The 24709-nt window shown below is 62.8% G+C and carries 19 protein-coding genes and 2 tRNA genes; 6 read left to right on the top strand and 15 right to left on the bottom strand.

The features are described from left to right. The first annotated feature begins 73 nt into the window (after positions 1-73). Complete coding sequence (locus tag ACQR3T_RS10405) at positions 74-454, top strand: hypothetical protein (RefSeq protein WP_428693333.1); 381 nt, start codon at positions 74-76, stop codon at positions 452-454. Here ACQR3T_RS10405 and ACQR3T_RS10400 read toward each other — a convergent pair. The 15 genes from ACQR3T_RS10400 to dnaA all read right to left on the bottom strand — a co-directional run bounded on the left by ACQR3T_RS10400 (position 449) and on the right by dnaA (position 19777). Beyond that, positions 449-2080, bottom strand: a complete 1632-nt coding sequence (locus ACQR3T_RS10400) for an alpha/beta hydrolase (protein ID WP_428693332.1) — start codon at positions 2078-2080, stop codon at positions 449-451. The genes ACQR3T_RS10405 and ACQR3T_RS10400 overlap by 6 nt on opposite strands. A 138-nt stretch (positions 2081-2218) precedes the next feature. After that, positions 2219-3217, bottom strand: a complete 999-nt coding sequence (locus ACQR3T_RS10395; RefSeq protein WP_230594633.1) for a GGDEF domain-containing protein — start codon at positions 3215-3217, stop codon at positions 2219-2221. Positions 3218-3422: 205 nt separating this feature from the next. Next, complete coding sequence (locus ACQR3T_RS10390; protein WP_032379456.1) at positions 3423-4373, bottom strand: acyl-ACP desaturase; 951 nt, start codon at positions 4371-4373, stop codon at positions 3423-3425. 413 nt (positions 4374-4786) lie between these two features. After that, positions 4787-4859: transfer RNA gene (locus ACQR3T_RS10385), tRNA-Ala, on the bottom strand. Between the two features lie 190 nt (positions 4860-5049). Beyond that, positions 5050-5123: transfer RNA gene (locus ACQR3T_RS10380), tRNA-Ile, on the bottom strand. A 109-nt stretch (positions 5124-5232) separates the two neighbouring features. Further along, positions 5233-6549, bottom strand: a complete 1317-nt coding sequence (locus ACQR3T_RS10375) for a DUF3566 domain-containing protein (protein ID WP_428693331.1) — start codon at positions 6547-6549, stop codon at positions 5233-5235. After that, the gene (gene gyrA / locus ACQR3T_RS10370; RefSeq protein WP_032378764.1) at positions 6550-9093 is read right to left on the bottom strand and encodes a DNA gyrase subunit A; all 2544 of its coding nucleotides are present in this window, start codon (positions 9091-9093) and stop codon (positions 6550-6552) included. It lies immediately after the preceding gene. A 68-nt stretch (positions 9094-9161) separates the two neighbouring features. Beyond that, the gene (gene gyrB / locus ACQR3T_RS10365; protein ID WP_428693330.1) at positions 9162-11204 is read right to left on the bottom strand and encodes a DNA topoisomerase (ATP-hydrolyzing) subunit B; all 2043 of its coding nucleotides are present in this window, start codon (positions 11202-11204) and stop codon (positions 9162-9164) included. Between the two features lie 256 nt (positions 11205-11460). Continuing rightward, entirely contained in the window at positions 11461-12558 is a 1098-nt protein-coding gene (locus tag ACQR3T_RS10360; RefSeq protein ID WP_032378762.1) for a PDR/VanB family oxidoreductase, read from the bottom strand. Positions 12559-12590: 32 nt separating this feature from the next. Then, positions 12591-13508 carry a metal-dependent hydrolase gene (locus ACQR3T_RS10355; RefSeq protein WP_428693329.1) on the bottom strand — a complete coding sequence of 306 codons (918 nt, stop codon included), beginning with the start codon at positions 13506-13508 and terminating at the stop codon, positions 12591-12593. 167 nt (positions 13509-13675) lie between these two features. Then, positions 13676-14239 (bottom strand): DUF721 family protein, encoded by a 564-nt coding sequence (locus ACQR3T_RS10350; protein ID WP_032378760.1) that lies wholly within the window; start codon positions 14237-14239, stop codon positions 13676-13678. Then, a complete protein-coding gene (gene recF / locus ACQR3T_RS10345) occupies positions 14236-15486 on the bottom strand; it encodes a DNA replication/repair protein RecF (protein WP_032378759.1) in 1251 nt (416 codons plus the stop codon). Before recF ends, ACQR3T_RS10350 begins: the two co-directional genes overlap by 4 nt. Next, on the bottom strand, positions 15487-16410 hold the full coding sequence (gnd, locus tag ACQR3T_RS10340) for a phosphogluconate dehydrogenase (NAD(+)-dependent, decarboxylating) (RefSeq protein WP_032378758.1): 924 nt from the start codon (positions 16408-16410) through the stop codon (positions 15487-15489). Positions 16411-16475: 65 nt separating this feature from the next. Next, positions 16476-17660 carry a DNA polymerase III subunit beta gene (dnaN, locus tag ACQR3T_RS10335; RefSeq protein WP_032378757.1) on the bottom strand — a complete coding sequence of 395 codons (1185 nt, stop codon included), beginning with the start codon at positions 17658-17660 and terminating at the stop codon, positions 16476-16478. Positions 17661-18244: 584 nt separating this feature from the next. Further along, on the bottom strand, positions 18245-19777 hold the full coding sequence (gene dnaA / locus ACQR3T_RS10330) for a chromosomal replication initiator protein DnaA (protein WP_037175211.1): 1533 nt from the start codon (positions 19775-19777) through the stop codon (positions 18245-18247). A 653-nt stretch (positions 19778-20430) separates the two neighbouring features. Between dnaA and rpmH the strand changes: the two genes are divergently transcribed. From rpmH to ACQR3T_RS10305, 5 genes are all read left to right on the top strand, one after another. Then, on the top strand, positions 20431-20574 hold the full coding sequence (gene rpmH, locus ACQR3T_RS10325) for a 50S ribosomal protein L34 (protein ID WP_026347786.1): 144 nt from the start codon (positions 20431-20433) through the stop codon (positions 20572-20574). A 30-nt stretch (positions 20575-20604) separates the two neighbouring features. Next, complete coding sequence (gene rnpA / locus ACQR3T_RS10320) at positions 20605-20985, top strand: ribonuclease P protein component (protein WP_428693328.1); 381 nt, start codon at positions 20605-20607, stop codon at positions 20983-20985. Then, the gene (yidD, locus tag ACQR3T_RS10315) at positions 20982-21311 is read left to right on the top strand and encodes a membrane protein insertion efficiency factor YidD (RefSeq protein WP_428693327.1); all 330 of its coding nucleotides are present in this window, start codon (positions 20982-20984) and stop codon (positions 21309-21311) included. Before rnpA ends, yidD begins: the two co-directional genes overlap by 4 nt. Positions 21312-21315: 4 nt before the next feature. After that, entirely contained in the window at positions 21316-22404 is a 1089-nt protein-coding gene (gene yidC, locus ACQR3T_RS10310; protein ID WP_428693326.1) for a membrane protein insertase YidC, read from the top strand. Between the two features lie 109 nt (positions 22405-22513). Beyond that, complete coding sequence (locus ACQR3T_RS10305; RefSeq protein ID WP_080739140.1) at positions 22514-23116, top strand: protein jag; 603 nt, start codon at positions 22514-22516, stop codon at positions 23114-23116. The last annotated feature ends 1593 nt before the right edge of the window (positions 23117-24709 follow it).

Genomic DNA, 24709 nt, shown 5'->3' with positions numbered 1-24709 from the left:
TCGGGCGTTCGGGTAGTTCACAGGTGGTGTATCGGGAGGGTCGATCGGGGTGCTGTTGTGGAACAGTGAGGGTATGACGAGCACTACGAAAACCGAGCAGGTTCACTCCTCCACCGGCACGGCGGCATCGGCGCTGCTCGGTGCCGCTTCCGCCGTGAGCAAGGGCCCTGCCGGAGTGGGTCTGCTGCTCGCCAAGCGCGGCTACGGTCTGGCCCGCAAACAGGCTGCACAGCGTCGCGCCGCGACTGCGGAACGGATCGCCGAAGCCAACCTCACCAGGACGGCTCTGACGGTCGACCCGAAGTCGGGAAACAAGCGCCGCGTTCTGGTGTTCGGGGTTGCCGCTGCCGTCATCGGTGGTGTCGTGTTCTACCTCGGCCGTCGCCGAAACGAGGTACCGCCGCCCGCCGACGTTCCGCCGAGCCTGGCCGACTACGACGAGGGCTCGTCATAGATACAGAATCTTCTGCAGTAGGTCGAACAAGGCCGGCCTTGTTCTGACCACGGCGTCCTCGCTGCGGTCGGCGACGACAAGCGCGGCGTTGTGACGACTGGTCGATCCCTCGGCAAAGTAGTCGCTGTGGCCGATCGATCCGCTGCGGCCGTCGGAGCCATCGGTCGAGAGCAGCGTGACCCCGTCCATCGCGCCTGGATCGCGACCGAAGGCACCGAGGTCGGCGACGATATCGCCACCGGCTTCGGCGGAGAACACGTGTCCGTCGGGTAGCCGAAGATCCGAGACCGTGTGCGTACCCAATCCTGGGGATCCGAGCGCCACGAAGTCGTCGACCCCGGTGTCGTCTCGAAGCGCCGATGCCGCGGTGAGCGACCCGTACGAGTGGGCCAGCACCGACAGATGCGGATCGCTCGCACGCGCTGCGTCGAGTCCGTCCAGAAACGGACCGAGCCGATCTGCCCCCGCTTCCGCCGCCAGTGAGGACATCACGGTTCGGTCGGGATCGAGCAGTCTCCAGCCGAGTTGGGGGGCCTGGTAGTTCATCCACGTCACGACCGCCGCACTCTCACCCTGATCTCCTGAAATTTCTTGCTGCACAGTCGATTTCAATCCTTCCATATCGCCGTCGTAGTTCTCGATCTCTCCATGCACGGTCGAACCGAGACCGGGTACGAAGACGGCAACATAAGTGGCTGTGTCGACATCACCCACCGCAACAGCCGCAGAGGTCTCCTCGTACGAGGAGTTGTCCAACACCAGAAGCTGCCGACCTCCCTGCGCAAGGACAGATTCGATCGCATCGAGCGACTGAAGTCGCTTGAGCGTCTGTTCCAGCCCCGCGTCTGCGTCGCTGAAGATTCCTCCGAACAGGTTGTCGTCCAACTCCTTCCGTAACTCGGCCTCGACAGCGAGGAGGCGAACACGCTCGGCGGCCAGAACCCGCCGGTTGGCACTGTCTCGCACCCGACCCGGCAGACCGTCGAGACTGCCGATCAGCGCGGGCTGCTCCACGATCAACCTGGTTCGCGCGGCAGGCGAGAGCGCGCTCCAGAACGCAGAATTGGCAGCCGGAGTTGCGCCCGGGGTCACCGAGGCCGCAACTGCGGTCGCGACCTGTATCTCCGGGGTTCCCCCGGCGAGGCGTCGAGCAAGGGTGTCGTCGAAAGCCGTTGCCGTGCGGATCAACTGAGAGACTCGCGCCGCCAACTCCTCTCGGAGGCGCCGACGATCCCGCGTCGTCGACCACAGGTCCGAGAGCGCGACCGAGTACGACTCGACCGAGTCGGTCACCGAACCGTCGGAGTGGATTCCGAACCGAGATTCGCCGGCCTCCTGCTCCACCGTGCGCAGAGCTGCGATCAGGCTCGCCATGTCGATCGAGGCGTCGGCGACGCAGCTCGCGATTCGAAGCAGCTCGTCGGAGGAACCGCGTACATCGGATCGGACGCCTCTCATCGCCTCTCGCGCAGCATCGGCGGCCGCACCGACCCAGTCGTCGCCCAGCACGGCGTCCGCGGACGAACCATGTACGACGACCAGTTCTCGCCACTGCCGCATCAGACCGTCGGAGGCAGTGATCAACTCACGGCTGTTCCACGATCTGAACTCGTCGAGTGTGACCATCGTGAATCCCCCCGCAGCGTCGTCGTATTCGACGAGTCAACGCGAAAGACGAGTCCGGCCGCGAAATCTATCCCCAGCCTGTGGATGAAATCTGGGGATCAAGGCAAGCTGAGGATCAACGCAAGCGTTCTGTGCACCTCACCGCGCGATTCTGTGAACCGGTCCGCTGAAGCCGTCTCCCGGGTCGGTCGGACGACTGGTCCGAGGCGGCCTGCTCCGCTTGGCCCGGTAGAGATCTGCGTCGGCTGCCCGATAGATCTCACCCCAACGACGACCCGCGGGCATACACGCCAGGCCGACGCTCCACTCGGCCCGATGGGCACGGCGCAACCGATCGATGATCTGCAAGGCTTCTTTCTCGAGAACCCCGGGCATGAACAACACGAACTCGTCTCCACCGAGGCGACCGAGAACATCTCGTTTGGTCAGCTGCCCCTTCCACGCTTTCGAGACCCGAGTCAGGAGTACGTCACCCGCGATGTGGCCGTACTCGTCGTTGATCTCCTTGAAATTGTCGAGATCGAGCACCGCGAGGCTGACCGAAAGTCCGCGGGCAGCGCAGGCCGGAAGCATCTTCTCGATCTTGGACTCGAAACCGAAGCGGTTGAGAAGTCCGGTCAATGCGTCGTGGGTCGAGAAATACCGCATCCGGCGTGCGAAGACGCCGAACACCTCGGTCGCACCGACAATTCCGAGAGCGACGAGAATGTAGGAGATGAACGGTGTCCCGTACGGCGCGATCGCGGCACCGATCACTGCTGAAACAGCAAGTACCGCAACCCAGATGCCGGCGTTTCGCTCGGACCAGAAGGCGCCGATGTGCATTCCGAGGAACATCGCGGCCTGCACACAGATCAAGAAGGCAGGCATGGTGTCGCTGCTACCCAGCGCACAGGCGAGTCCCACCACCGACAGCGCTGTCGCACAACCCACCGCTCGTTTGGGGCTCGGCACACCCGCCCGCACCAGAACCACGATCGCCAATGGGCCCATCAGCAGCGCCAATGCCGCCAGAACCTGCTGGGGACCGGACAGATTGGACCACGAGGCGACCGCGCTCGCGGCGTAGAGGACGGTGGTCACAGCCGCGAACACCGCGAGCATGCGGCCGGACTCGTCGAACCTCGGCCTGCTCACCAGTCGGTGCCGGTTGCGTCGGGCAATGCCTGCTCGTGCTCGCGGCAACGCACACCGAACCGGACCACACCACTCACCTGATACCCCCCAGGCACCATCGGCCCTCCCCACGCACTACGGCCATCGCCTCACATGACCCAACGATGCCCGGACTCTAACACCTTCGAGGCGCGACCACGACTCTACGCAGGGAAGACGCAGCAGGTCAGGACGCCTTCTCGGCGCGCGCAGCCTCCCTGGCGAGCAATCGATCCCTCGACTCCTCGAACTTGGTCGCCTTGGACTCCAAGTCCTCGACGAATGCAGCCAGCCGATCGCGATCCCGCTCGCCCTCACCGGTGAAATCGTTGCGCTCGAAGATCTTCCACTTGCGCAGCACCGGCATCAGGACTTCGTCCAGATGCTGCCGGAGATCGTAGATTCCATTCTTGGCCAGAATCATGGCGTTCTTGCGGAAATTCGGCATGTTCAGGCCGGGCATCTGGAAGTCCGTTGCGACATCGGCGATGGCGCGAACCATCTGATCGGGCACGAGATCCAACGACGCCTCACCGAGGTTCCGATAGAAGATCATGTGCAGATTCTCGTCCGCAGCAACTCGAGCCAACATTCGATCCGCCACCGGATCACCACACGCCAACCCCGTATTACGGTGCGACACCCGAGTCGCCAACTCCTGGAACGTCACATACGCAACCGAATGCAGGAAGTTTGCCCCGTCCATCGGCGCATCCACGCCGACAGTCATGTGGTGCATCCGAGCCCGCTCCAACTCCACCGGGTCGACTGCACGCGTCACCACCAAATAGTCGCGCATGACGATCCCGTGGCGATTCTCTTCTGCGGTCCAACGCCCCACCCACGTGCCCCAGGCACCGTCCAACGAAAAATTGTCTGCCAATCCCCGGTGATACGACGGCAGATTGTCCTCGGTGAGCAGATTGGTGATCATCGCCGTGCGGGCCAGTTCCGACAACGACGACTGCTCGAGAGACCAGTCCTCCCCACCCATCGCCGCGAAATTCCGGCCCAGATCCCACGGAACGTAGTCATGTGGATGCCATTCCTTCGCCATCGACAGATGGCGATTCAAATTGGCTTCCAGGGTGCCGTCGAGTTCGGTCAACAGCTCTTCATGATCGAGAACACGTGTCATCTGCGGGGCTCCTTCGAACATCGAGGTGCCCGAACCGACAATCGATTCGAGACAGGGGCGAACAATGTCCGCCGAGACAGCTGCGACGGCACACCCCCCTGCGGTGCGCCGTCGCGACCGTTCACGCCGGTCGTGGGACCGACGGTTCTTGCGCACCCACAACGCTAGGGACCACGCTCCCGATACGAAACAGAACAGTCGAGTGTCTGGACATATGGGCGCCGGCGACGAGCACCCTTGGGTACGGTCACAACCCGCGCGCTCGGCCCGCCTCGGATCCCCAGGCTTCCTCGGCACTCGATGTCACATCTGGTGGCCTTTTCGGGGGTCAATGGCACATCGAGTGGACTTGGGCCGCCGGAGAGGGTGCGAACACGAAAAAGGACGCCCACGAAGTGGACGTCCTTTTGTTGTGGAGCCTAGGAGATTCGAACTCCTGACATCTGCCTTGCAAAGGCAGCGCTCTACCAACTGAGCTAAGGCCCCGGGTGTTGCGGTTGAACGTGCACGAACATTACACGTTCGCTCCGAGCGATTGTCACCCGGTGGAGATACTGTGCCAGACGCCGTCCGAGCTGCGCGTCGAGCGCACCTTCGATACTGTCAGCACTGCGATCACCACCGATGCGACGAGAAGAAGGATTTTCACGTCCTGCCTCTTTTCGTTCGTTCGGTGTGGGCCTAGGAGGACTTGAACCTCCGACCTCTTCCTTATCAGGGAAGCGCTCTAACCGCCTGAGCTATAGGCCCTCATCACTGCTTTCGGTCGAAGAATTCCTCTCCTCGAACCGAGGGATGAGATTACCGTATCGGGCCGCTGTCTTCCAAAACGGCCCGATACGGCTACTCGTTGTGCAGGTCAGTCGCGGTCTGCCAGCGTCACTTCGACGCCACCGACCAGGTCCGACGACAGGTTGTAGATGAACGCGCCGATTGTGGTGAGAGCGGTGAAGAGTACGACATTGATCACACCGATCACCGCTGCGTAGCCGAACACCTGTCCGGCGCTGACGAGTCCACCGTCACCGGATTCGTTGACGATCTCGGTGAACGCACTGTTGAGCCGGTCCCATACGCCCATACCGTCCAGCACGGCGTACAGCAGGCCGACGGCCACCATCCAAACGAAGAACAGTGACACCGCGATGACGAGCGCGATCTTGAGCGTCGACCACGGATCGATCTTGCGGATCTGAATGGTCGCGCGCAAAGGATTGCCGTCCGCGCTGGGCACTGCCGTGATGGCGGCGGGCGCGGCGCGGTCGGCCTGGCTCTGCTCGGGATGCCGGACGGCGGACAGATCGGGCATGTCCTTTGCCAGATCCTTGCGTTCGATATGACGGGTCGGCCCGTCGATCACCGCTGCCTTCGATCGAGCGGCCTCGCGCCGTTCGGTCTTGTCCTCGGTGGACTCACGTTGAACGGGCTCGGCGGTCGTGCGGGCAGACCGGTCGAACTCGGCATTCGGTGGAAGGGCTGCGCCTCGACCCGAGAGATTGGTCTGCGGCTGGTTCTGCGGCTGCTGACGGTCCTCCGCGCCCTGCTGCGGCGGACGCTGCCCGGCACCACGCTGCCACGGCGGCGTTCCCGACCCACCCTGTGGACCCTCTACCGACTGAGCAGGCATTGCCTGGGTGGCGGCCGGTGCGGCGTGGTCTTGCTCGCGAGCAGCCTGGGGCACCGATCGATTGGCGCGAGTCGCGTCATCACCCTCGGCCGACCCCTCCGGTGCCTGCGACACCTCGGTGGGTGCCGGGCCCCGCGGCGGAGCCGGACGAGACGGCGGTCCTGCCGGCGGCGCCTGTCGCTGCGGGGGCTGGCCGGAACCGGGCTGAACCGGCCGAGCCGTCGGGGGGCCCTGATTCGTCACTCCCGGCTGAGACTGCGGCGGCGGTCCCTGAGATGCAGGCGGCCGCTGCGGGGGCGGGCCCTGTGTCGGTCGTGCCGGACCGTAGGGAGCACCCTGTGCCGGACGCACCGGCGGACGGGAGTTCCCCTGGGGAGCCGGTCCGCGGCCGGCAGCGGGTGCCGGACGAGTGGCAGGCTGCGGTCGGCTACCCGGGCGAGCTCCCTCGGGCGGCGCAGGCCGCGCGGGCTGCTCGGCCCGCGGTGCCTCGCGGCCGTCCGGTGCGCCGCTGGGGCCGGGCCTGCTACCAGGCCGGTTGGGAGTGCTCACTTACGACTCCTTCGCTGCATCGTCTTCGGTGCCCACGGCATCCGGTTCGATCTCGTCGGCGTTGCGCGCGATCGCGAGCAGTGTGTCGCCTTCACCGAGATTCATCAACCGCACGCCCTTGGTCTGTCGGCCGGCTTTCCGGACCTGCTTGGCAGCAGTCCGAATGACGCCACCACTGGATGTGATGGCATACAGCTCGTCCTCGTCGTCGACGATGAGAGCTCCCACCAGCGTGCCACGCTTGGGGTCGTACTGGATTGTCAGTACTCCCTTTCCGCCGCGGCCCTGCTGCGGGTAGTCCTCCATCGCGGTGCGCTTGGAGTAACCGCCCGATGTCGCCACCAGCAGGAACTTGTTCTCACTGACCACGTTGAGCGAGAGCAGCTCGTCCTCACCGTTGAAGCGCATGCCCTGCACACCGGACGTCGCGCGGCCCATGGGTCGCAGTACCTCGTCGGTGGCCGAGAATCGGATCGACTGACCCTGTGCCGAGACGAGCAGCAGATCGTCTTCGGAGGATGCGAGCACTGCGCCGACCAATTCGTCGTCGCCGCGCAGGTTGACCGCGACTATGCCGCCGCTGCGGTTGGAGTCGAAGTCGGTCAGGCGTGACTTCTTGACCAGACCGCCCTTGGTGGCGAGCACCAGGTAGGGAGCATCCTCGTAGGTCTTGATCTGGATGACCTGCGCGATGCGCTCGTCGGGCTGGAACGCGAGCAGGTTCGCGACGTGCTGGCCGCGTGCCGTGCGGTTGGCCTCGGGCAGTTCGTACGCCTTGGCCCGGTAGACGCGACCCTTGGTGGTGAAGAACAGGATCCAGTCGTGCGTCGAGCAGACGAAGAACTTGCTGACGATGTCGTCCTGCTTCAGGCCCGCTCCCTGCACGCCCTTGCCGCCGCGCTTCTGCGAGCGATACAGATCGGTTCGGGTGCGCTTGGCGTATCCGGTCTCGGTGATCGTGACGACCACGTTCTCCCGGGCGATCAGATCCTCGTCGTTGACGTCACCGTCGGCGGCAATGATCCGCGTTCGACGGTCGTCGCCGAACTTCTCGACGATCTCGGCCAGCTCGTCTCGCACGATCTGACGCTGACGCTCCGGCTTGGCCAGGATGTCCTGCAGGTCGGCGATGGTGCGTTCGAGTTCGGCCAACTCGTCGATGATCTTCTGGCGCTCGAGGGCGGCGAGGCGCCGCAGCTGCATATCGAGGATCGCCTGCGCCTGGATCTCGTCGATGTCGAGCAGATCGATCAAGCCCTGCTTGGCGAGATCGACCGTCTGCGACGCACGGATGAGGGCGATGACCTCGTCCAACGCGTCGAGCGCCTTCACGAGGCCGCGCAAAATGTGGGCGCGCTCCTCCGCTCTGCGCAAGCGGTACCGCGTACGACGAACGATCACGTCGAGTTGGTGAGTGACGTAGTACCGGATCATCTGATCGAGCCGCAGGGTGCGCGGCACGCCGTCGACGATCGAGAGCATGTTGGCACCGAAGCTGGTCTGCAACTGCGAGTGCTTGTAGAGGTTGTTCAGGACGACCTTGGCGACGGCGTCGCGCTTGATCGTCACGACGATGCGCATACCGACGCGGTCCGAGGACTCGTCGTCGATCTTCGAGATACCGGACAGCTTGCCGTCACGAACCTGCTCGGCGATCGAGGTGATCAGGTTGTCGGGGTTGACCTGGAAGGGCAGTTCGGTGATGACGATCGTCGTGCGACCGTTGGAGTCTTCCTCGATCTCGACGACGCCGCGCATGCGGATCGAACCGCGGCCGGTCGAGTACGCATCCTGAATACCCTGACCGCCGACGATGAGTCCGTGGGTGGGGAAGTCGGGACCCTTGACGCGTTCCATGCAGGCCGCGAGAGTCGCTTCCTCGTCGGCCTCGAAGTTGTCGAGGGCCCAGAACACTGCGTCGCCCAATTCACGCAGGTTGTGCGGGGGGATGTTGGTGGCCATACCGACGGCGATGCCGTTGGAGCCGTTCATCAACAGGTTGGGCACTCGCGACGGAAGTACCGTCGGCTCTTGGGTTTTGCCGTCGTAGTTGGGGATGAAATCGACGGTTTCCTCGTCGATGTCGCGCAGCATCTCCATGGCGAGCGGGGTCAGGCGCGCCTCGGTGTATCGCATGGCGGCGGCGCCGTCGTTGCCGCGCGAACCGAAGTTGCCCTGGCCGTCGACCAATGGGTACCGCATCGACCACGGCTGAGCCAGACGCACGAGCGCGTCGTAAATCGAGGTGTCGCCGTGGGGGTGGTAGTTACCCATCGTTTCGGCAACGGGGCGTGCGGATTTCACGTAACTGCGATCGGGACGGAAGCCCGAGTCGTACATCGCGTACAGCACGCGACGGTGCACCGGCTTGAGACCATCGCGGACCTCGGGCAGGGCGCGGCCGACGATGACGCTCATTGCGTAATCGATGTAGCTGCGCTGCATTTCCTGCTGGATGTCGACCGGATCGATCCGGTCTCCACCCTCGGCATTGGTGGTCGAGCCCGGCGGGGGTCCTACCGGCGGTTCGGTGATGTCAGACATACAAATCTCCTCGAGAAACGGTCACCTTCACGCGCCGAGAGCACTCGTCGGCGCGTGAAGGGAAGTGACTAAACGTCAAGAAAGCGAACATCTTTCGCGTTGCGGGCGATGAAGCTTCGGCGTGCGGACACGTCCTCGCCCATCAGGACGCTGAAGAGTTCGTCCGCAGCAGCAGCGTCGTCGAGGGTGACCAGACGCAGCACTCGCACTGCCGGGTCCATGGTCGTTTCCCACAGTTCCTTGGCGTTCATCTCGCCGAGGCCCTTGTACCGCTGGACGCCGTCTTCGACGTTGATCTTGCGCTTGTTGGCGATACCGGCTTCGAGCAGTCCGTCGCGCTCGCGATCGGAGTACGCGAAATCGGGCTCTCCGCGGCTCCACTTGAGCTTGTACAGCGGCGGCATGGCCAGGTAGACGTGGCCGTTCTCGATCAGCGGCCGCATGAACCGGAAGAGCAACGTCATCAGCAGCGTGGAGATGTGCTGGCCGTCGACGTCGGCGTCGGCCATCAGCACGATCTTGTGATAGCGCAGCTTGGTGATGTCGAACTCGTCGTGGATGCCGGTGCCGAACGCGGTGATGATCGACTGGACTTCGTTGTTCTTGAGGACGCGGTCGATGCGAGCCTTCTCGACGTTGATGATCTTTCCGCGTAACGGCAGAATCGCCTGGAACATCGAGTCGCGGCCGGATTTGGCCGAGCCGCCGGCGGAGTCGCCCTCCACGATGTAGATCTCGGACTTGCTCGGATCGTTCGAGCGGCAGTCGGCGAGCTTGCCGGGCAGGCCACCGATATCGGTTGCGCTCTTGCGGCGCACCAACTCTCGTGCCTTACGCGCGGCCATGCGGGCCTGCGCGGACGAGACCGCCTTGTTGATGATGGTCTTGGCGTCGGCGGGGTTGGACTCGAACCAGTGCGAGAGATGCTCGTTGCAGGCCTTCTGCACGAACGAGCGAATCTCGGTGTTACCGAGCTTGGTCTTGGTCTGTCCCTCGAACTGCGGCTCGCCGACCCGCACCGAGATGACTGCAGCCAAGCCCTCACGGATGTCGTCACCGGTGAGCTTGACGTCCTTCTCCTTGACCAGCTTCTTCTCGATCGCGTACTTGTTCACCGTCGACGTCAGAGCGGTACGGAAGCCCTCTTCGTGGGTGCCGCCCTCGTGCGTGTTGATGGTGTTCGCGAAGGTGTGCACCGACTCGGAGTAGCCGGCGTTCCACTGCATGGCGATCTCGACCTCGTGGCCCTCGCCCTTGCCGGTGAAGCCGACGACCGAGTTGTGAATCGCGGTCTTGGTGCGGTTGATGTGCTTGACGAAGTCCACCAGACCGTCGGGGTAGTGGTACGTCCGCTTACGCACCTTGGCCGGCTTCGCGTTGGCCGCGTCGGCCTGCTCTTCCTCGGCGGTCTTGGGTGCCTCGGCGGTCTCACCTAGTTCTTCCTCGGTCGCGTCGGTCGCTGCGACTCGCTCGTCGGTGAAGTTGATGGTCAGTCCCTTGTTCAGGAACGCCATCTCCTGCAGGCGACGGTGCACGGTCTCGAAGCTGTAGTCGAGGGTCTCGAAGATCTTGCCATCGGCCCAGAAGCGAACCGTGGTGCCGGTCTCGCCGGTGTCTCCGACAGTCTCGAGAGGGCCGGGCTTGGCGTAGTCGTAGGTCTGCTTGTAGCGGTGCCCGTCACGCGCGATCTGCAATTCGACCTTGGTGGACAAGGCATTGACGACGGAGATACCGACGCCGTGCAGTCCGCCGGAGACGGCGTAGGAGTCGGAGTCGAACTTGCCGCCGGCGTGGAGCTGGGTCATGACGACCTCGACGGTGGGAACACCGGAGGAGTGCATGGCGACGGGGATACCGCGGCCGTCGTCCTTGACCTCGACGCTGCCGTCCTCGTGGATGGTGACGTCGACGGTGGAGGCATAACCGGCCATGGCCTCGTCGACGGAGTTGTCGACGACCTCCCAGATCAGGTGGTGCAGGCCTCGTTCACCGGTGGAACCGATGTACATACCGGGCCTCTTACGAACTGCTTCCAGGCCCTCGAGGACCGTGATGGAAGACGCGCCGTAATCCTTGCTGTTCTCACTGTTACCTGACTTCTGGGCAGCCACGGTTAGCTGGTTCTCCTTCTACGCGTCCACTACCCCGCTCACACCTGTACCAGGTGCTACCGCAGAGGGCCGGCACGGTCTTTCGACCGTGCGCGTTCCATGCGTTTGTTCCGGGCTTGATGTCGTACCGGTCCATAGTACTGGTTGGCTGCGACAGCATGGGCACGATGACACCCCTAAAAGGCCCCTGATTGCTTCACAGACGCATTTTTTCGATACCGGACGGCAAAGATGAAGGGTAAAACCGGCGATTCGGCTACAGATCGAGAACGATCCGCTGTCCGTCCGAACGCGACACACAGATCAACATCTCGTTCTTCTGCTCCTCGGACGTGAGGCGATTCTCTCGATGTTGCGGTGTTCCATTGAGTACTCGCACCCGACAGGTACCGCAGAACCCCTGCTGGCACGAGTACGCGATATCGGGCCTAACCCGTCGAATGGCATGCAGCGCAGTCTCTTCCGCACCGACAGACAGAATCTCTCCCGAGTCGACGAGCTGCACCTCGAATTCCGTACCGTTCTTCACCGGCGGCGGCGAGAAGCGCTCGAAGTGCAGATGTGTGGCCGGGAGGGCATCGAACGACGCGCGAACCAGATCGATCATAGGCGGCGGACCACATACGTAGACCGATCCGCCGGGTGCCGTCGATCCGAGCAGATCCATGCTCGACGGCATGCCCTCCACGTCGTCGGTGCGGACGGTGACCCGTGCGGGATCCCAGCCGGCGATCTCGTCCAGGAACGGCATCGACTCACGCGAGCGACCGCAGTAGACGAAGTGCCAGTCCATCCCGAGATCACGAGCTCGACGCACCATCGAGATGATCGCGGTGATACCGATTCCGCCCGCCACGAACACAGCCTGTTCGGACGGGACGAAAGGAAATCCGTTGCGCGGTCCCCGAATCGACACGTGCGTGCCCACCGTCAGAGCATGCATCTCCGGAGATCCACCGCCGCCGTCGGGCACCAGCCGCACAGCGATCGAGTACGTGTTCTCGCTCGGCAGACCGCACAGTGAGTACTGCCGTCGACGACCGGACGGAAGGTAGAAATCCAAGTGCATCCCCGGCGCCCACGCCGGCAGAGCGGACCCGTCGGCCGCGGCGAAGGTCAACAGCACCACCTGCTCGTCGACGCAGAGCACCTCCCGGGAGACCAACGTCAGTTCTCGGGTACGCGCAACCGGAGGTGCCGCGAACGAATCGTCGTACTTCTCGTTGTCGAGTAGGGCGAACCACTTGTCGAGTGCATCGGTGACCAGCGACACCGTCTGATCCGGCTCGTCACGCCCGTACAGATTCCGAGGAATCGTACGGCCCACTCGAAACGAGTCGACCTTCTGCGCCATTGCGCCGAGCTTGCTCCGCAACGTGCGTTTGGTCATCGATCAGCGGACCGCGCCGCCGGAGAGGTAGCGAGGTACTGCACGGCTTGAGCCGTCGAGCCTTCCTGCGACGGATGATAGGTGCTCTTGAAGTACCGCAACGACGCCTTGACCATGGACATCGGGGTAGGAAACAGACCAGCCTTGGCCACTCGTCGGAATTCGCGGAACGACGGCGTGCGCTGCTTCGGCGACAGATGTGCCAACGTCGGATCCTGGCTCATCAGGTAGCGAACGCCGCGCGTCCAGAACCAGACGAGGGTGGGTGCAATGACGACATAGGTACGGATTCGCCGCGCCGGCCTGACATCGAAGTAGCGCATCACCTCGTATGCCACCGAACGATGTTCGACTTCTTCGGCACCGTGCCAACGCAGCAGGTCCAGCATCACCGGGTGGACGTCGGCGGCGTCGAGCTCCTTCGCATTGAGAACCCAGTCGCCGAGGAACGCGGTCAGGTGCTCGGCTGCAGCGATCAGGGCGAGCCGCTCGACCAGACTGTTCTGTCCGTGGCCCGAACGGTTACCGAGAGCGCGGCCGAACAGGAACTTCATCTGATCCACGTATGGATCGACATCGATGCCGTGTGCACGGAGCTGGTCGTGGACATCGGTGTGGGCCTGCGCGTGCATGGCTTCCTGGCCGATGAAGCCGATCACGTCGTCGCGCAACTGATCGTCGTGAATCAGCGGCAACGCCTCCTTGAACGTGCGCACGAACCACTCCTCACCCTCGGGCAGAAGTAGGTGCATCACATTGATCAGGTGCGTGGCCAGCGGATTGCCGTCCATATAGTGCAGCGGCAGAGTTTCCCAGTCGAACTCGACGTTCCGAGCGTGCAGAACCACTCTGTCTTCGGGGGTCCCATCGACGTCGACCGCCGTTGTCGACGCCTTCTTCGTAGGTGCAGACACAACTTCTCCTCGTCCGATGGCCGCATGTATCAGTATTCGGTCCCCCGACCGTTGCGTGTTCCGAATCACGCTACGCACACCGACAGTCTCACAGCAACACTGCACCCAACATCTGTTGAGGATCATGTGGACCAGGCATTACGACAAACCTATTTTGGGAACAATCACTATCCGTAGGTGTCTCGCGGACCCCGACCGCGGACGTGACGTTCACCTTTTCGCCAGCTCTGCGTGGTCGGCCCGGTAATACGAAGTGAGGTCACCACACCGTGGCCCACCGCCGCGGCGATCTTCGCCAGAATCTGAGACTGCATCAGCCTCAGTTGCGTCGCCCATGCCGTCGACTCGGCGGAGATACTGAGCACCCCGTCCTTGAGCCCGGTGGGATCGGCGTGCGCCGAGATGTCCTCACCGACGACGCTGGCCCACCGCCCCAGCACGGCGCCTTCGGACACCTTGGCCGACCATCCACGCTTGGACGCGATCGAATTGGCGAGTGCGCCGAATGCCTGCGGATCTCGGTCGTCGGGCCCGGCTCCCGACCAACCCCGTCGCCGACGCCCCCGCAGCGCACGGACACCACCCGTCGGAGACGACCGCCCTTGCCCCACCGACTTTCCACTGGCTTTGGCCGCGGCGCGCGCGTCCTCGAGTGCACGACGCGCGAGATCGACGCCCTTCAACTCCGGCGTCTCGCCCTTGTCTGCGGATGCTCCTTCGTCGTCGTTCATCGAACCTCGCTCTCCTCGCGTGCGGCGTCGACGGTGATCGACAGATCCGTGATACGCGAGATACGGCCTGCTGCACCGGATTCCGAGTTCTGATGTGCTTCGACGCCGTAGCGACGGGCATCGAGCTCGGGTGGTACGTCCTCCGGTACCGCGGCCGTGATCAACACCTGCTCGGCACCGGCCGCCACCGCCGCGAGCGCAGCACGCCTCTTTCGGTCGAGTTCGGCGAACACGTCGTCGAGCATCAGCACGGGATCTGTGCCGTCCTCGCGCAACAGCCCGAAGGACCCCAGTCGCAACGACAGAGCATACGACCACGATTCACCATGGCTGGCAAAACCTTTGGTGGGCTGATCACCGAGCATCAACTCCACATCGTCCCGATGAGGCCCCACCAGACACACACCGCGTTCGATTTCTCGCTGTCTCATCACCGAGAGTTGGTGCAGGAAAGCGGCTTCCAGCACATCGACGTCGTCCGGTAACGGGGCTCGGCCGGCGTCGGAGAATTCCGGCGGCAATGCTTCGGCAAGGCTGCAGCGATACGACAGTGTCGCGGGTCGCGATTCCGGCGCGATGGACCCGTAGGCCTGCTGCACGAAAGGCATCAGCTCGTGCACCAAACCTATTCTGGCAGCGAGCAATCGAGCTCCGTGCGCCGCGAGATGCCCGTCCCAGACGTCGAGGGTGGCGAGAGCACTTGCACCGTCGCTCGACGACGATCCTCGACGCAACGAGCCGCTGGCCGTCTTGAGCAGTGCCGAGCGCTGACGCAGAACCTTGTCGTAATCGGCACGGACAGTGGCCATTCGAGGAATTCGGCTGGTGAGCAGTTCGTCCAGATACCGTCGACGCTCGCCGGGATCGCCACGCACGAGGGACAGGTCCTCGGGAGCGAACAGCACACTCTGCAACACGCCCAGAATCTCCCGCGGTCGTCGCAACGGCGAGCGGTTCATCCGAGCCTTGTTGGCCTTGCCCTCGAGCAGCTCCACATCGATTATCAGCTCACGACCGCGATTGACCACCGCGCTGCCCACGAACGCCTTGGGAGCACCCGCCCGAATCATCGGAGCATCCGTCGACACGCGATGCGAGGACAACGTCGACAGATAGTTGAGCGACTCGAGCAGGTTGGTCTTGCCGTGCCCGTTCGGTCCCACGAACACCGTCGAGCCCGGTCCCAGGTCGACGGTGACGTCGTCCCAGGATCGGAAGTCGTGTAGCTGCAGAGACCGGACGAACACTTACTCGTGTTTCGGGGCCGGTGCGCGCAGGGTCTCGTCGGCGTCTGCCTTCTTGACCGCGTGCCCACCGAATTGGTTCCGCAAAGCCGAGACGGCCTTCATTGCCGGCGAATCATCTTGTCGCGAAGCGAATCTCGCGAACAGCGCGGCAGAGATCACCGGAGCGGGTACGGCGTGGCGAATAGCTTCCTCGACCGTCCAACGACCCTCACCGGAGTCCTCGGTGTATCCGGAAATCGCACTGAATTCCGGATCCTGACCGAGTGCTTCGACCAACAGATCGAGCAACCAGGATCGCACGACCGTGCCCTTGCTCCACGCCCGCAGCACACCTTGCACGTCCTGCACGAGCTCTTCGGCTTCGAGGATCTCGTAGCCCTCGGCGTATGCCTGCATCAATCCGTATTCGATGCCGTTGTGCACCATCTTCGAGTAGTGGCCCGCGCCGACGGGGCCGGCGTGAACGAATCCGTCCGCGCGTTCGCCTTCCGGACGCAAGGCGTCGAAAATCGGCATTGCGTGGGCGACGTGCTCGTCCTGACCGCCGACCATCAACCCGTAGCCGTTCTTCAGGCCCCACACACCACCGGATACACCGGCATCGACGTAGCCGATTCCTTTGGCGTCCAACAACTCTGCGTTGGGCTTGTCATCGGTGAATCGTGAGTTTCCACCGTCGATCACCAGATCGCCCGGCTCGAGAACCTCAGCCAGGCCCGTGATCGTATCGCGGGTGATCTGGCCGGATGGAACCATCACCCACACCACCCTCGGTGCCGTCAACGCCTCAGCCAGACCGGCCAACGACGGGGTGTCCGTCACCTCCGGCCGGGGGTCGTAGCCGATGACCTCGTGACCGTGCTCGCGCAACCTCTCGCGCATGTTGAAGCCCATTTTTCCGAGACCGACCAAGCCGAGCTGCATGATGACGCGTCCTTGTCTGTGTCAGGTGCGAAAGTTCCCGCGGGTCCAACAGTAACCAGGCAGGATCAGCCCGGCAGCCTGACGGGCATCAGCAGATAGGTGTATTCGGATTTGGGCGCCGCGAACTTGCCTGCGTCGTCGGCCACCAGTTCTTCGTCCGACGTCGGACGCAGCACTGCAGGCCGGCTCGGCGTCGTGAACCCGAACGTCACCTTTTCGCTGTGCAGCGAGGACAACCCGTCGATGAGGTATCCCGGGTTGAAGGCAATGGTCAGTGCTTCGCCCTGGAAGTCGGCAGGCAGAGCTTCCTCGGCGCGACCTGCATCGTCGCCACCTGCGGACAGCAGTACACCGTCGGCGTTGAATTCCAGGCGGACCTGCGCACCGCGCTCGGCCACCAGTGCCACACGCTTGATCGCCTCGACCAGCGATGCGATCTCGAGAGTCGCCACCGCAGTGTGCTCGGCCGGCAGCAACTGACGGAACTTCGGGAATTCGGCGTCGAGCAAGCGCGTGGTGGTGCGGCGCCCGTCGCTGACGATGCCCAACAAACCGTCGCTGCCGATGGACGAACCGGAACCGAGAGCCAGTTCGACCGGCGAGCCGGAGTTACCGCCCAGAGTCTTTGCCGACTCGGACAAAGTCTTGGCCGGGATGAGCACCGCGGTGGTGGTGTCGGCCCCGGCGGGAGCCCACTCCACCTCACGAACCGCCAACCGGAAGCGGTCGGTGGCAGCAAGAACGACGTTGGTGCCGTCGATCTCGACGCGGATACCGGTGAGCATGGGAAGCGTGTCGTCCTTGCCCGCCGCGATGGCGACCTGGGCAATTGCCTCGGAGAAGACATCACCGGCCAGCGAACCGGTGTTGCTGGGCAACTCGGGGAGCTGCGGGTAGTCCTCCACCGGCATCGTCGGCAGGGAGAACTTGGCGCTTCCGCAGTTGACCAGAACGCGGGTTCCATCGACCGTGACGTCCACCGGCTTGTTCGGCAGCGACTTGGTGATGTCGGCAAGTAGCTTGCCCGACACCAGAACTCGGCCTGCCGTGGCTACCTCGGCAGAGACTTTGACCTGAGCGGAGACCTCGTAGTCGAATCCGGAGACCGTCAGACCCTGCTCATCGGCGGCAAGAAGAACTCCACCGAGAACGGGAACGGGCGGCCGTGACGGGAGGCTACGGGCCACCCACGCCACGGAATCGGAAAAATCTTCACGAGCAACGCGAAACTTCAAACTTCCAAGCTCCATCGCTCGGCATTTCCTCTCGTTCGGTGGCGTTCGTCCTCACGGCCGGAGCGGTGCAACCACGAAGGTTGCGGCTCGAACCGATGCAACGACGAGTGTGGCACATCCAGCGCAAGCACACCGTATGCCCTCCGAACCCGAGACGAAAGCTCGAGGTTCGAGCCGTACGTGGGATTCGGGTGATCTCTTCGGGCCTGTGAACGGATCGTTCCCCAACACCTGTTTTCAAAGAAGTTCTTTCAAGGAGAAAACAGAAGTATTAATAGGTCCTGTGCAATCTGTGCACGGACGGTCGGATCTGCTGGTCGCCTCGCGTGGTGTCGTGGGGATGAATTCGGGACCAATATGCGATTGACGCGCGGCTGCCTGTGGACGAATCCCATCGGTGCACAGGCGCCCACACTCCATCCCCAGAACTTCAATGTTGTCCACATGGTTATCCACAGGTGTGAATCAATGGTCGACGCCGGAAAAATAGGTCGACATCGAGTCGAAAATCGACGCCGATCACGGACGAGAAACGGCGACGGCACCGAACCCGCGATGGGATTCGGTGCCGTCTTCTGCGTTCGTCTGTGCCCGGTGGGCTACCGCTTCGAGCGTTGCTTGATCCGTGCTGTGAGCTCTTGGACCTGGTCGTACACCTTCCGGCGCTCGGTCATCTCCTTGCGAATCTTCTTGTCCGCGTACATGACCGTCGTGTGGTCTCGTCCGAACGTCTGGCCGATCTTGGGCAGCGACAAGTCGGTGAGCTCGCGGCAGAGATACATGGCGATCTGCCTGGCCATCGCCAGCGCTCGGGCCTTACCCGGGCCGCACAGGTCCTCGATGGAGGTGTTGAAGTACTCCGCCGTGACGGCCATGATCGTTGCGGCATTGATCTCGAGACTCGACGAATCGGGAATGAGATCGCGCAGCACCACCTCCGCCAATGTGAGGTCGAGCGCTTGCCCGTTGAGCGATGCGAATGCCGTCACGCGAATGAGGGCGCCTTCGAGCTCGCGGATGTTTCGTTCGATGCGGCTGGCGATCAGTTCGAGTACGTCGTGTGGCACGTCCAGGCGGTCCATCCGAGCCTTCTTGCTCAGAATGGCGATGCGCGTCTCGAGCTCGGGCGGCTGCACATCGGTGATCAGGCCCCATTCGAAGCGGGTACGGAGACGCTCTTCCAGGGTGGCCAGCTGCTTGGGGGGCCGGTCGGACGAGACGACGATCTGTTTGTTGGCGTTGTGCAGGGTGTTGAAGGTGTGGAAGAACTCCTCCTGGATGCCTTCCTTGCCCTCGATGAACTGAATGTCGTCGACGAGCAGCACGTCCGTCTCGCGGTAGCGGCGTTTGAACGCCACTTTGCGGTCGTCACGAAGACTGTTGATGAAGTCGTTCGTGAATTCTTCGGTGGAGACGTACTTGACCCGCATTCCGGGGAACAGTCGCTGCGCATAGTGACCGGCCGCGTGCAGGAGATGAGTCTTGCCCAATCCCGACGCACCCCACACGAACAGCGGGTTGTAGGCGCGGGCAGGTGCTTCGGCGATGGCCACGGCAGCTGCGTGAGCGAACCGATTGGAGGCGCCGATGACGAACGTGTCGAAGGTGTACTTCGAGTTCAGGCTGTTCGCGCCGGACGATGGGGGTGAAGATTCAGGGGGTTTGGTGAAATAAGTCGGCCACGAGTTCTGCACGCTCGCCAACGCTTCGCGCTCGTCGTCCACCTCTTCGTAATCGGCGGTCTCGGAATCGGAAGGTTCGTCGTCTCTGCTGGTCAGGACGCGGCGCCGGTAGGTGGGCGAGCTGACGGCGTCGGGAAAGGCCGACCGCTCGGAGTCGATCTTCTCGTCCTCGGGAGCGGAGATGCGGACCCCGAGGCCCTCGACGCCCTGCCCGAGATGTCGGCCCAGTGCTCCGAGGATCGGCTCTCGAAGGTCTCGCTCGATCGCTTCCTGAGCGAATGTCGAGGGAACGGCCAGGAGGGCGAACCCCTGCGTCAGAGTCAGCGGTTTGACCAGCGCGAGCCAGGCCTTCTGGCCCTTGGTGAGGGGAGACCCACTGTGACGGTCGGAAGTGAGCTCCGCGACCACCTCGGGCCAGATACGCGCGAGCGCATCCGGATCGTCGTTCACGTCGATCCCTCCGTTGTCGAGCATCGGTGTCTCGGCGGTGGTTGGACCGCCGAGCATTGGTCTCGTACGGGTACGACGCGTCGAAACTCGTGCGTCGTTTCCTGCCCGCGCGACGTCGGCGTCGGATAGCGTCGTCGATCGTGCGTCGCCGCGGCGGAGACCAGGGTCCGTGGGTGGACCCCGCAAGGTACGAATATGCCACCTGATCTGTGTTTCCACACAATTATCCACAGGTGTGGATAAACGACACCGATGTGACCCCAGGGCTCCTCCCTGCTCGTGGTATGACGCACGCACAAGTCTGACCTGCATGGATGGTCGCTGTCTGTCGTACGATCGGACGAACCGCGTGGGCTCGATCGGTCATCGGCGAGCGATGTCGAGGCACATCACACCCTCGGTCACCGAATCCTCCGGTGCCTGTGCATGAACGGCCGAGCCGATCGGTTCGGAGCGAGTTTGACCACCGGTGACTCGATCAGTACTCTCGAACAGTCACCCAATAGCGAGGTGGCCGATGCTTGCTGGCTGCTCACAGTCTGTCTTCACTCGGATTTCTCGCTCGGGAGGCAAGCGACTTCATCCGAACTCGCTGGAACCTTTACAGCAGGCGCCGACAGATCGGCGTCTTCGAATCTCGAGGAGTGTTGACCGTGGCCAAGGGCAAGCGGACGTTCCAGCCGAACAATCGCCGCCGCGCGCGCGTTCATGGCTTCCGTCTTCGTATGCGTACCCGTGCGGGTCGTGCAATCGTTTCCGCACGTCGCGGCAAGGGCCGTAAAGAACTCACAGCCTGATATTCGTTCGTCCGGACCTTGGAGCTCGGGATGCTTCCTGAGCCGAATCGACTGCACCGAGCACGTGATTTTTCCGTAGCGGTGCGTCGAGGACGCCGAATGGGTAGATCTGATCTGGTCGTTCACGCCGTTGTGCGGGACGAGCAGGACATCGCATCGACCGTTCGGGGACCACGATTCGGATTGATCGTCAGCAAGGCAGTCGGGCCGGCCGTAACTCGTCATCGAGTTGCGCGCCGGCTTCGGCATATCTGTACCGACGTGGTCGGTGAGCTCCTCGAGACCACCGACGTGGTCATCCGCGCATTGCCGGGTGCCGCGACAGCGTCCTCGGCAGATCTATTGGTTCAACTGCGTTCAGGATTGAAGAAGCTCGGTCTTCTCGAAGCTCCGAAGGGTCCGCCGTCATGACATTCATGGGCAACCTTCGTTCCATTCCTGCTCGATCTCTCATGTATTTCATCGGGTTGTACCGAATCTATGTGTCCCCGATGAGACCTCCTACCTGTCGCTTCTCCCCCACCTGCAGTGAGTACGCCATCGAGGCGCTCGAGGTGCACGGGATGTTGAAGGGCTCGTTGCTGGCAGTCGTCCGCCTCCTCAAATGTGCTCCCTGGCACTCTGGAGGATGGAACCCGGTGCCTGAACCCGGTAAGTGGCGCGCGAGCGTCACCGAGATGACCGAAACCGAAGAACACCACGATCTCGTGCGAGTGGAAGAACAGAGGAGTACATAGAGCCGTGCTCGACTTCATTTACTATCCGGTTGCCTGGATTCTCTGGGTGTGGCACAAGGTGTTCGGCTTTGTGTTCCAGGATCCCAGCAATGGATTCGCCTGGGCACTGTCCGTCGTCTTCCTGGTCTTCACCCTGCGCTTGATTCTGTACAAGCCCTTCGTCAAGCAGGTTCGCACGACGCGGCAGATGCAAGAGCTACAGCCGCAGATCAAGGCTCTGCAGAAGAAGTACGGCAAAGACAAACAAAAAATGGCCGTCGAGATGCAGAAACTGCAGAAGGAACACGGCTTCAACCCGCTGATGGGCTGTCTACCCGTGTTGGCACAGGCACCGGTGTTCATCGGACTGTTTCACGTGCTTCGTTCGTTCAACCGCACCGGCACCGGTGTCGGTCAGCTCGGCCTGAGCCCGGAAGAGAACCGCGAACTCTCGAACTATGCGTTCAGCGTGGCCGATGTGCAGTCCTTCCTCGACGCTCGACTGTTCGGAGCCCCGATTTCGGCATGGATCACCATGCCGCAGGAGCAGCTCAACGCGTTCGCCGTGGGACCGGGCGCCTCCATTCCGTCGACGTTCGTCATCGCGGCGGTGTCGATTCCACTGATGATCATCGCGGCGATCATGACCCACATGAACTCGCGTGCATCGGTGGCCCGTCAGAGTGCTGCAGCAGCTGCGAATCCGCAGTCCGCGATCATGAACAAGCTTGCGCTGTACGTGTTCCCGCTGGGCGTGTTGGTCTTCGGCGCCCTGCTACCGATCGCGATCCTGCTGTACTGGGTCAGTAACAACACCTGGACGTACGCACAGCAGCACCTGGTATTCGGAAAGATCGACAAAGAAGAAGCTGCCAAGGCTGTCGCTGCCGTGGAGAAGCGTTCCGAGAATGCGCCGAAGCCGGGCGTGAAGCCGGTATCGGTGACCAAGCCGAAGCCGGGTGCGCGGCCCAAGCTGTCGAAGATGGCGCCGGTAGACGACGATGCGACGACCGACACCGGTGACACCTCGGATCCGACCAACGGTGCGGCAGCTCCGGTCAGGCCGAGACCGCAGGCGAACCGGAACAAGTCGACCAAGCGCAAGCGGCGCTGACCGACACGTCGAGAGAAGGACGAACATGGCAGCGGACGTAGAAGAAGCTCAGAACGACGAAGTACAGAAGCCAGTCGGTGCGGTATCCGGGGATGGAGTGAATGACGTGATGGTCGAGGCCGATCAGCTCAGCGCGGTCGACGCGGATGCGGACGAGAATGCCGTGATAGAGCAATCCCCCGCGTCCGAGGTGGTCGAAGACAAGGCTGCGAAGGCCGCGCCTGACGATGACGACGATGATGATGACGACGAGGACTACTTGGTCGAGGAAGGCGAGATCGCTGGCGATTACCTCGAACAGCTTCTCGACGTTCTCGACTTCGACGGAGACATCGATCTGGACGTCGAGGGTGACCGGGCCATCGTCAGCATCGACGGTGGGGACGATCTCGCCAAGCTCGTAGGCCGTAAGGGTGAGGTTCTCGATGCTCTTCAGGAACTGACCCGATTGGCCGTTCAGCAGTCGACCGGAGAGCGCAGCAAGCTGATGCTCGACGTTGCCGGCTGGCGGGCGAAGCGTCGTACCGAACTGGGCAATCTCGGTGCCGAAGCCGCGCGTCGAGTGTTGGAATCAGGCGAGCGAGAAGAACTGACTCCGATGACTCCGTTCGAGCGCAAGATCGTGCACGATGCAGTCGCCAAGATCGACGGCGTTGCCAGCGAGAGCACAGGAGTCGAACCGTCTCGGCGGGTAGTTGTCGTCAAGGGATAGCAGCGCACCACCTCCCGACAACCTGTTCGGTTGCACGATCTGATGGCCCTCACTTCGGTGGGGGCCATCGTCGTATGCGGTCATTGGTGTCCAGGATCGGCTCGAATGTCATCCGTGTAATTCGGACGAAAACACGGTTCGAGAATGGTCTGTGACCGAACTCGTCGACGAAATCTTTCGATCCAGGTATGCGCGACGCTTTCGTCACTGTGACGCGTGTACGCGTGCTCGGTTGTTGGTGGTCGATAAGAGTCGAGTGTTGTGGTTTCACGTGAAACAACGCCGGAAGTCTTCAGACACTCGGGAAGGTCCCCGGTTGGGCAGCGCTCCTAAACCGAGGGTTGACGACGGGGAAGTACGCGCCGGGGACGGTCACGACCGACCTTTGATGTTTCACGTGAAACCGGGCTTCCGTGCGCAGCTGGGGTGAATCGAATTTTTTGACTGTCGCTCGGTTAGGTCATGAAGTGGTCCTCGGCATCGGGTGTTCGAGTCATGACGCCGGCCTCTCCAGGTATCGCCGGACCGGCATCTCCAGACTCGCGTCGGACACGAATCGGGGCCGCGACTTTGATCGGAGATATGGTGCGGCGGGATCAGCGACGAATGGACAGTTGCCGCGATCTCTTGCCACCATCTGTCAGTGGATGGTGGAGAGACCTATCAGACGCACCAGTGACTTCCGCCTGCGCTTGGTTATTCGGATCCTGGACGCATCGCGCGCACGGGCTTCGGCCGAGTTCCCGACCAGAGCTTCGAGTGTGCAGACCGTCAGGGTGGCCGGCTCTAAAGTCTTCGCTGTGGTTGTGCGGAGTCTCCCTTGACCGGTGCCGCCTCTGTCCCTCACGGACGCGTGGCGTCGGGCCCACGAACTGGGAGAGGCGGGGCGGTTGGCCATCAGGTGGTGCCGGCGGCGAACCGCTCCCCCCGGCTCACTCGACAGGTCGATGATCAGTCACAGCGGGGAAGCAAACGCGACGATCTTCACCGAAGGCCTCACGCCCCGAATCCGAGACGCGACCGCACGTGTCACCCGTTCGCGCAGGGGCGATCCGGCGATGGGGCGATCGGTCAGCGTCATGTGAGAAATCGTGGCCGCCGATCCTATGGATTGTGAATACAGCCGGACTTCTCTAGCCGATCGGATCTGAGGTGTTGGCACGATGGCACTCGAAGTGTCGAACGTGAAGCGTATGTCGGTTTGTCGACATCCTCCCCACGGGACTGCATCCGCTCGCCTCGACCGAGAGGTCTCGGCAATCGAGGGAAGGCTGCAACAGCAGAGTCTCAGGCGCGTCGAATGGGAAAAAGTTTCACGTGAAACATCGTCGTCGGTATCCATCGAGATACCGAGAATCGGCCGACCCTAGACGCGGTCGGAACCTCAGCGTCCACGCCGGATTGCTCGACGCGACGAAGGTGCGACTCGTCGTTGCGTAGACCTCGATCCCGCCAGACCGAATCCGCGCGGTTCTGGCGAGCCTCTGTAGTAATCGGTCGGAAGCTGCCACAGCAGAACCCCCGCGTCCGTCGGGTCCGAAGCAGTTTCACGTGAAACATCTGGCAACGCCGCCAACACTGGACAACCCTCGC

The sequence above is a fragment of the Rhodococcus sp. IEGM1428 genome, from assembly GCF_050321865.1.
Lineage (GTDB): Bacteria > Actinomycetota > Actinomycetes > Mycobacteriales > Mycobacteriaceae > Rhodococcoides.
Note: the sequence above shows the minus strand (reverse complement) of the source record. Positions and strands in the feature narration are given on the sequence as shown.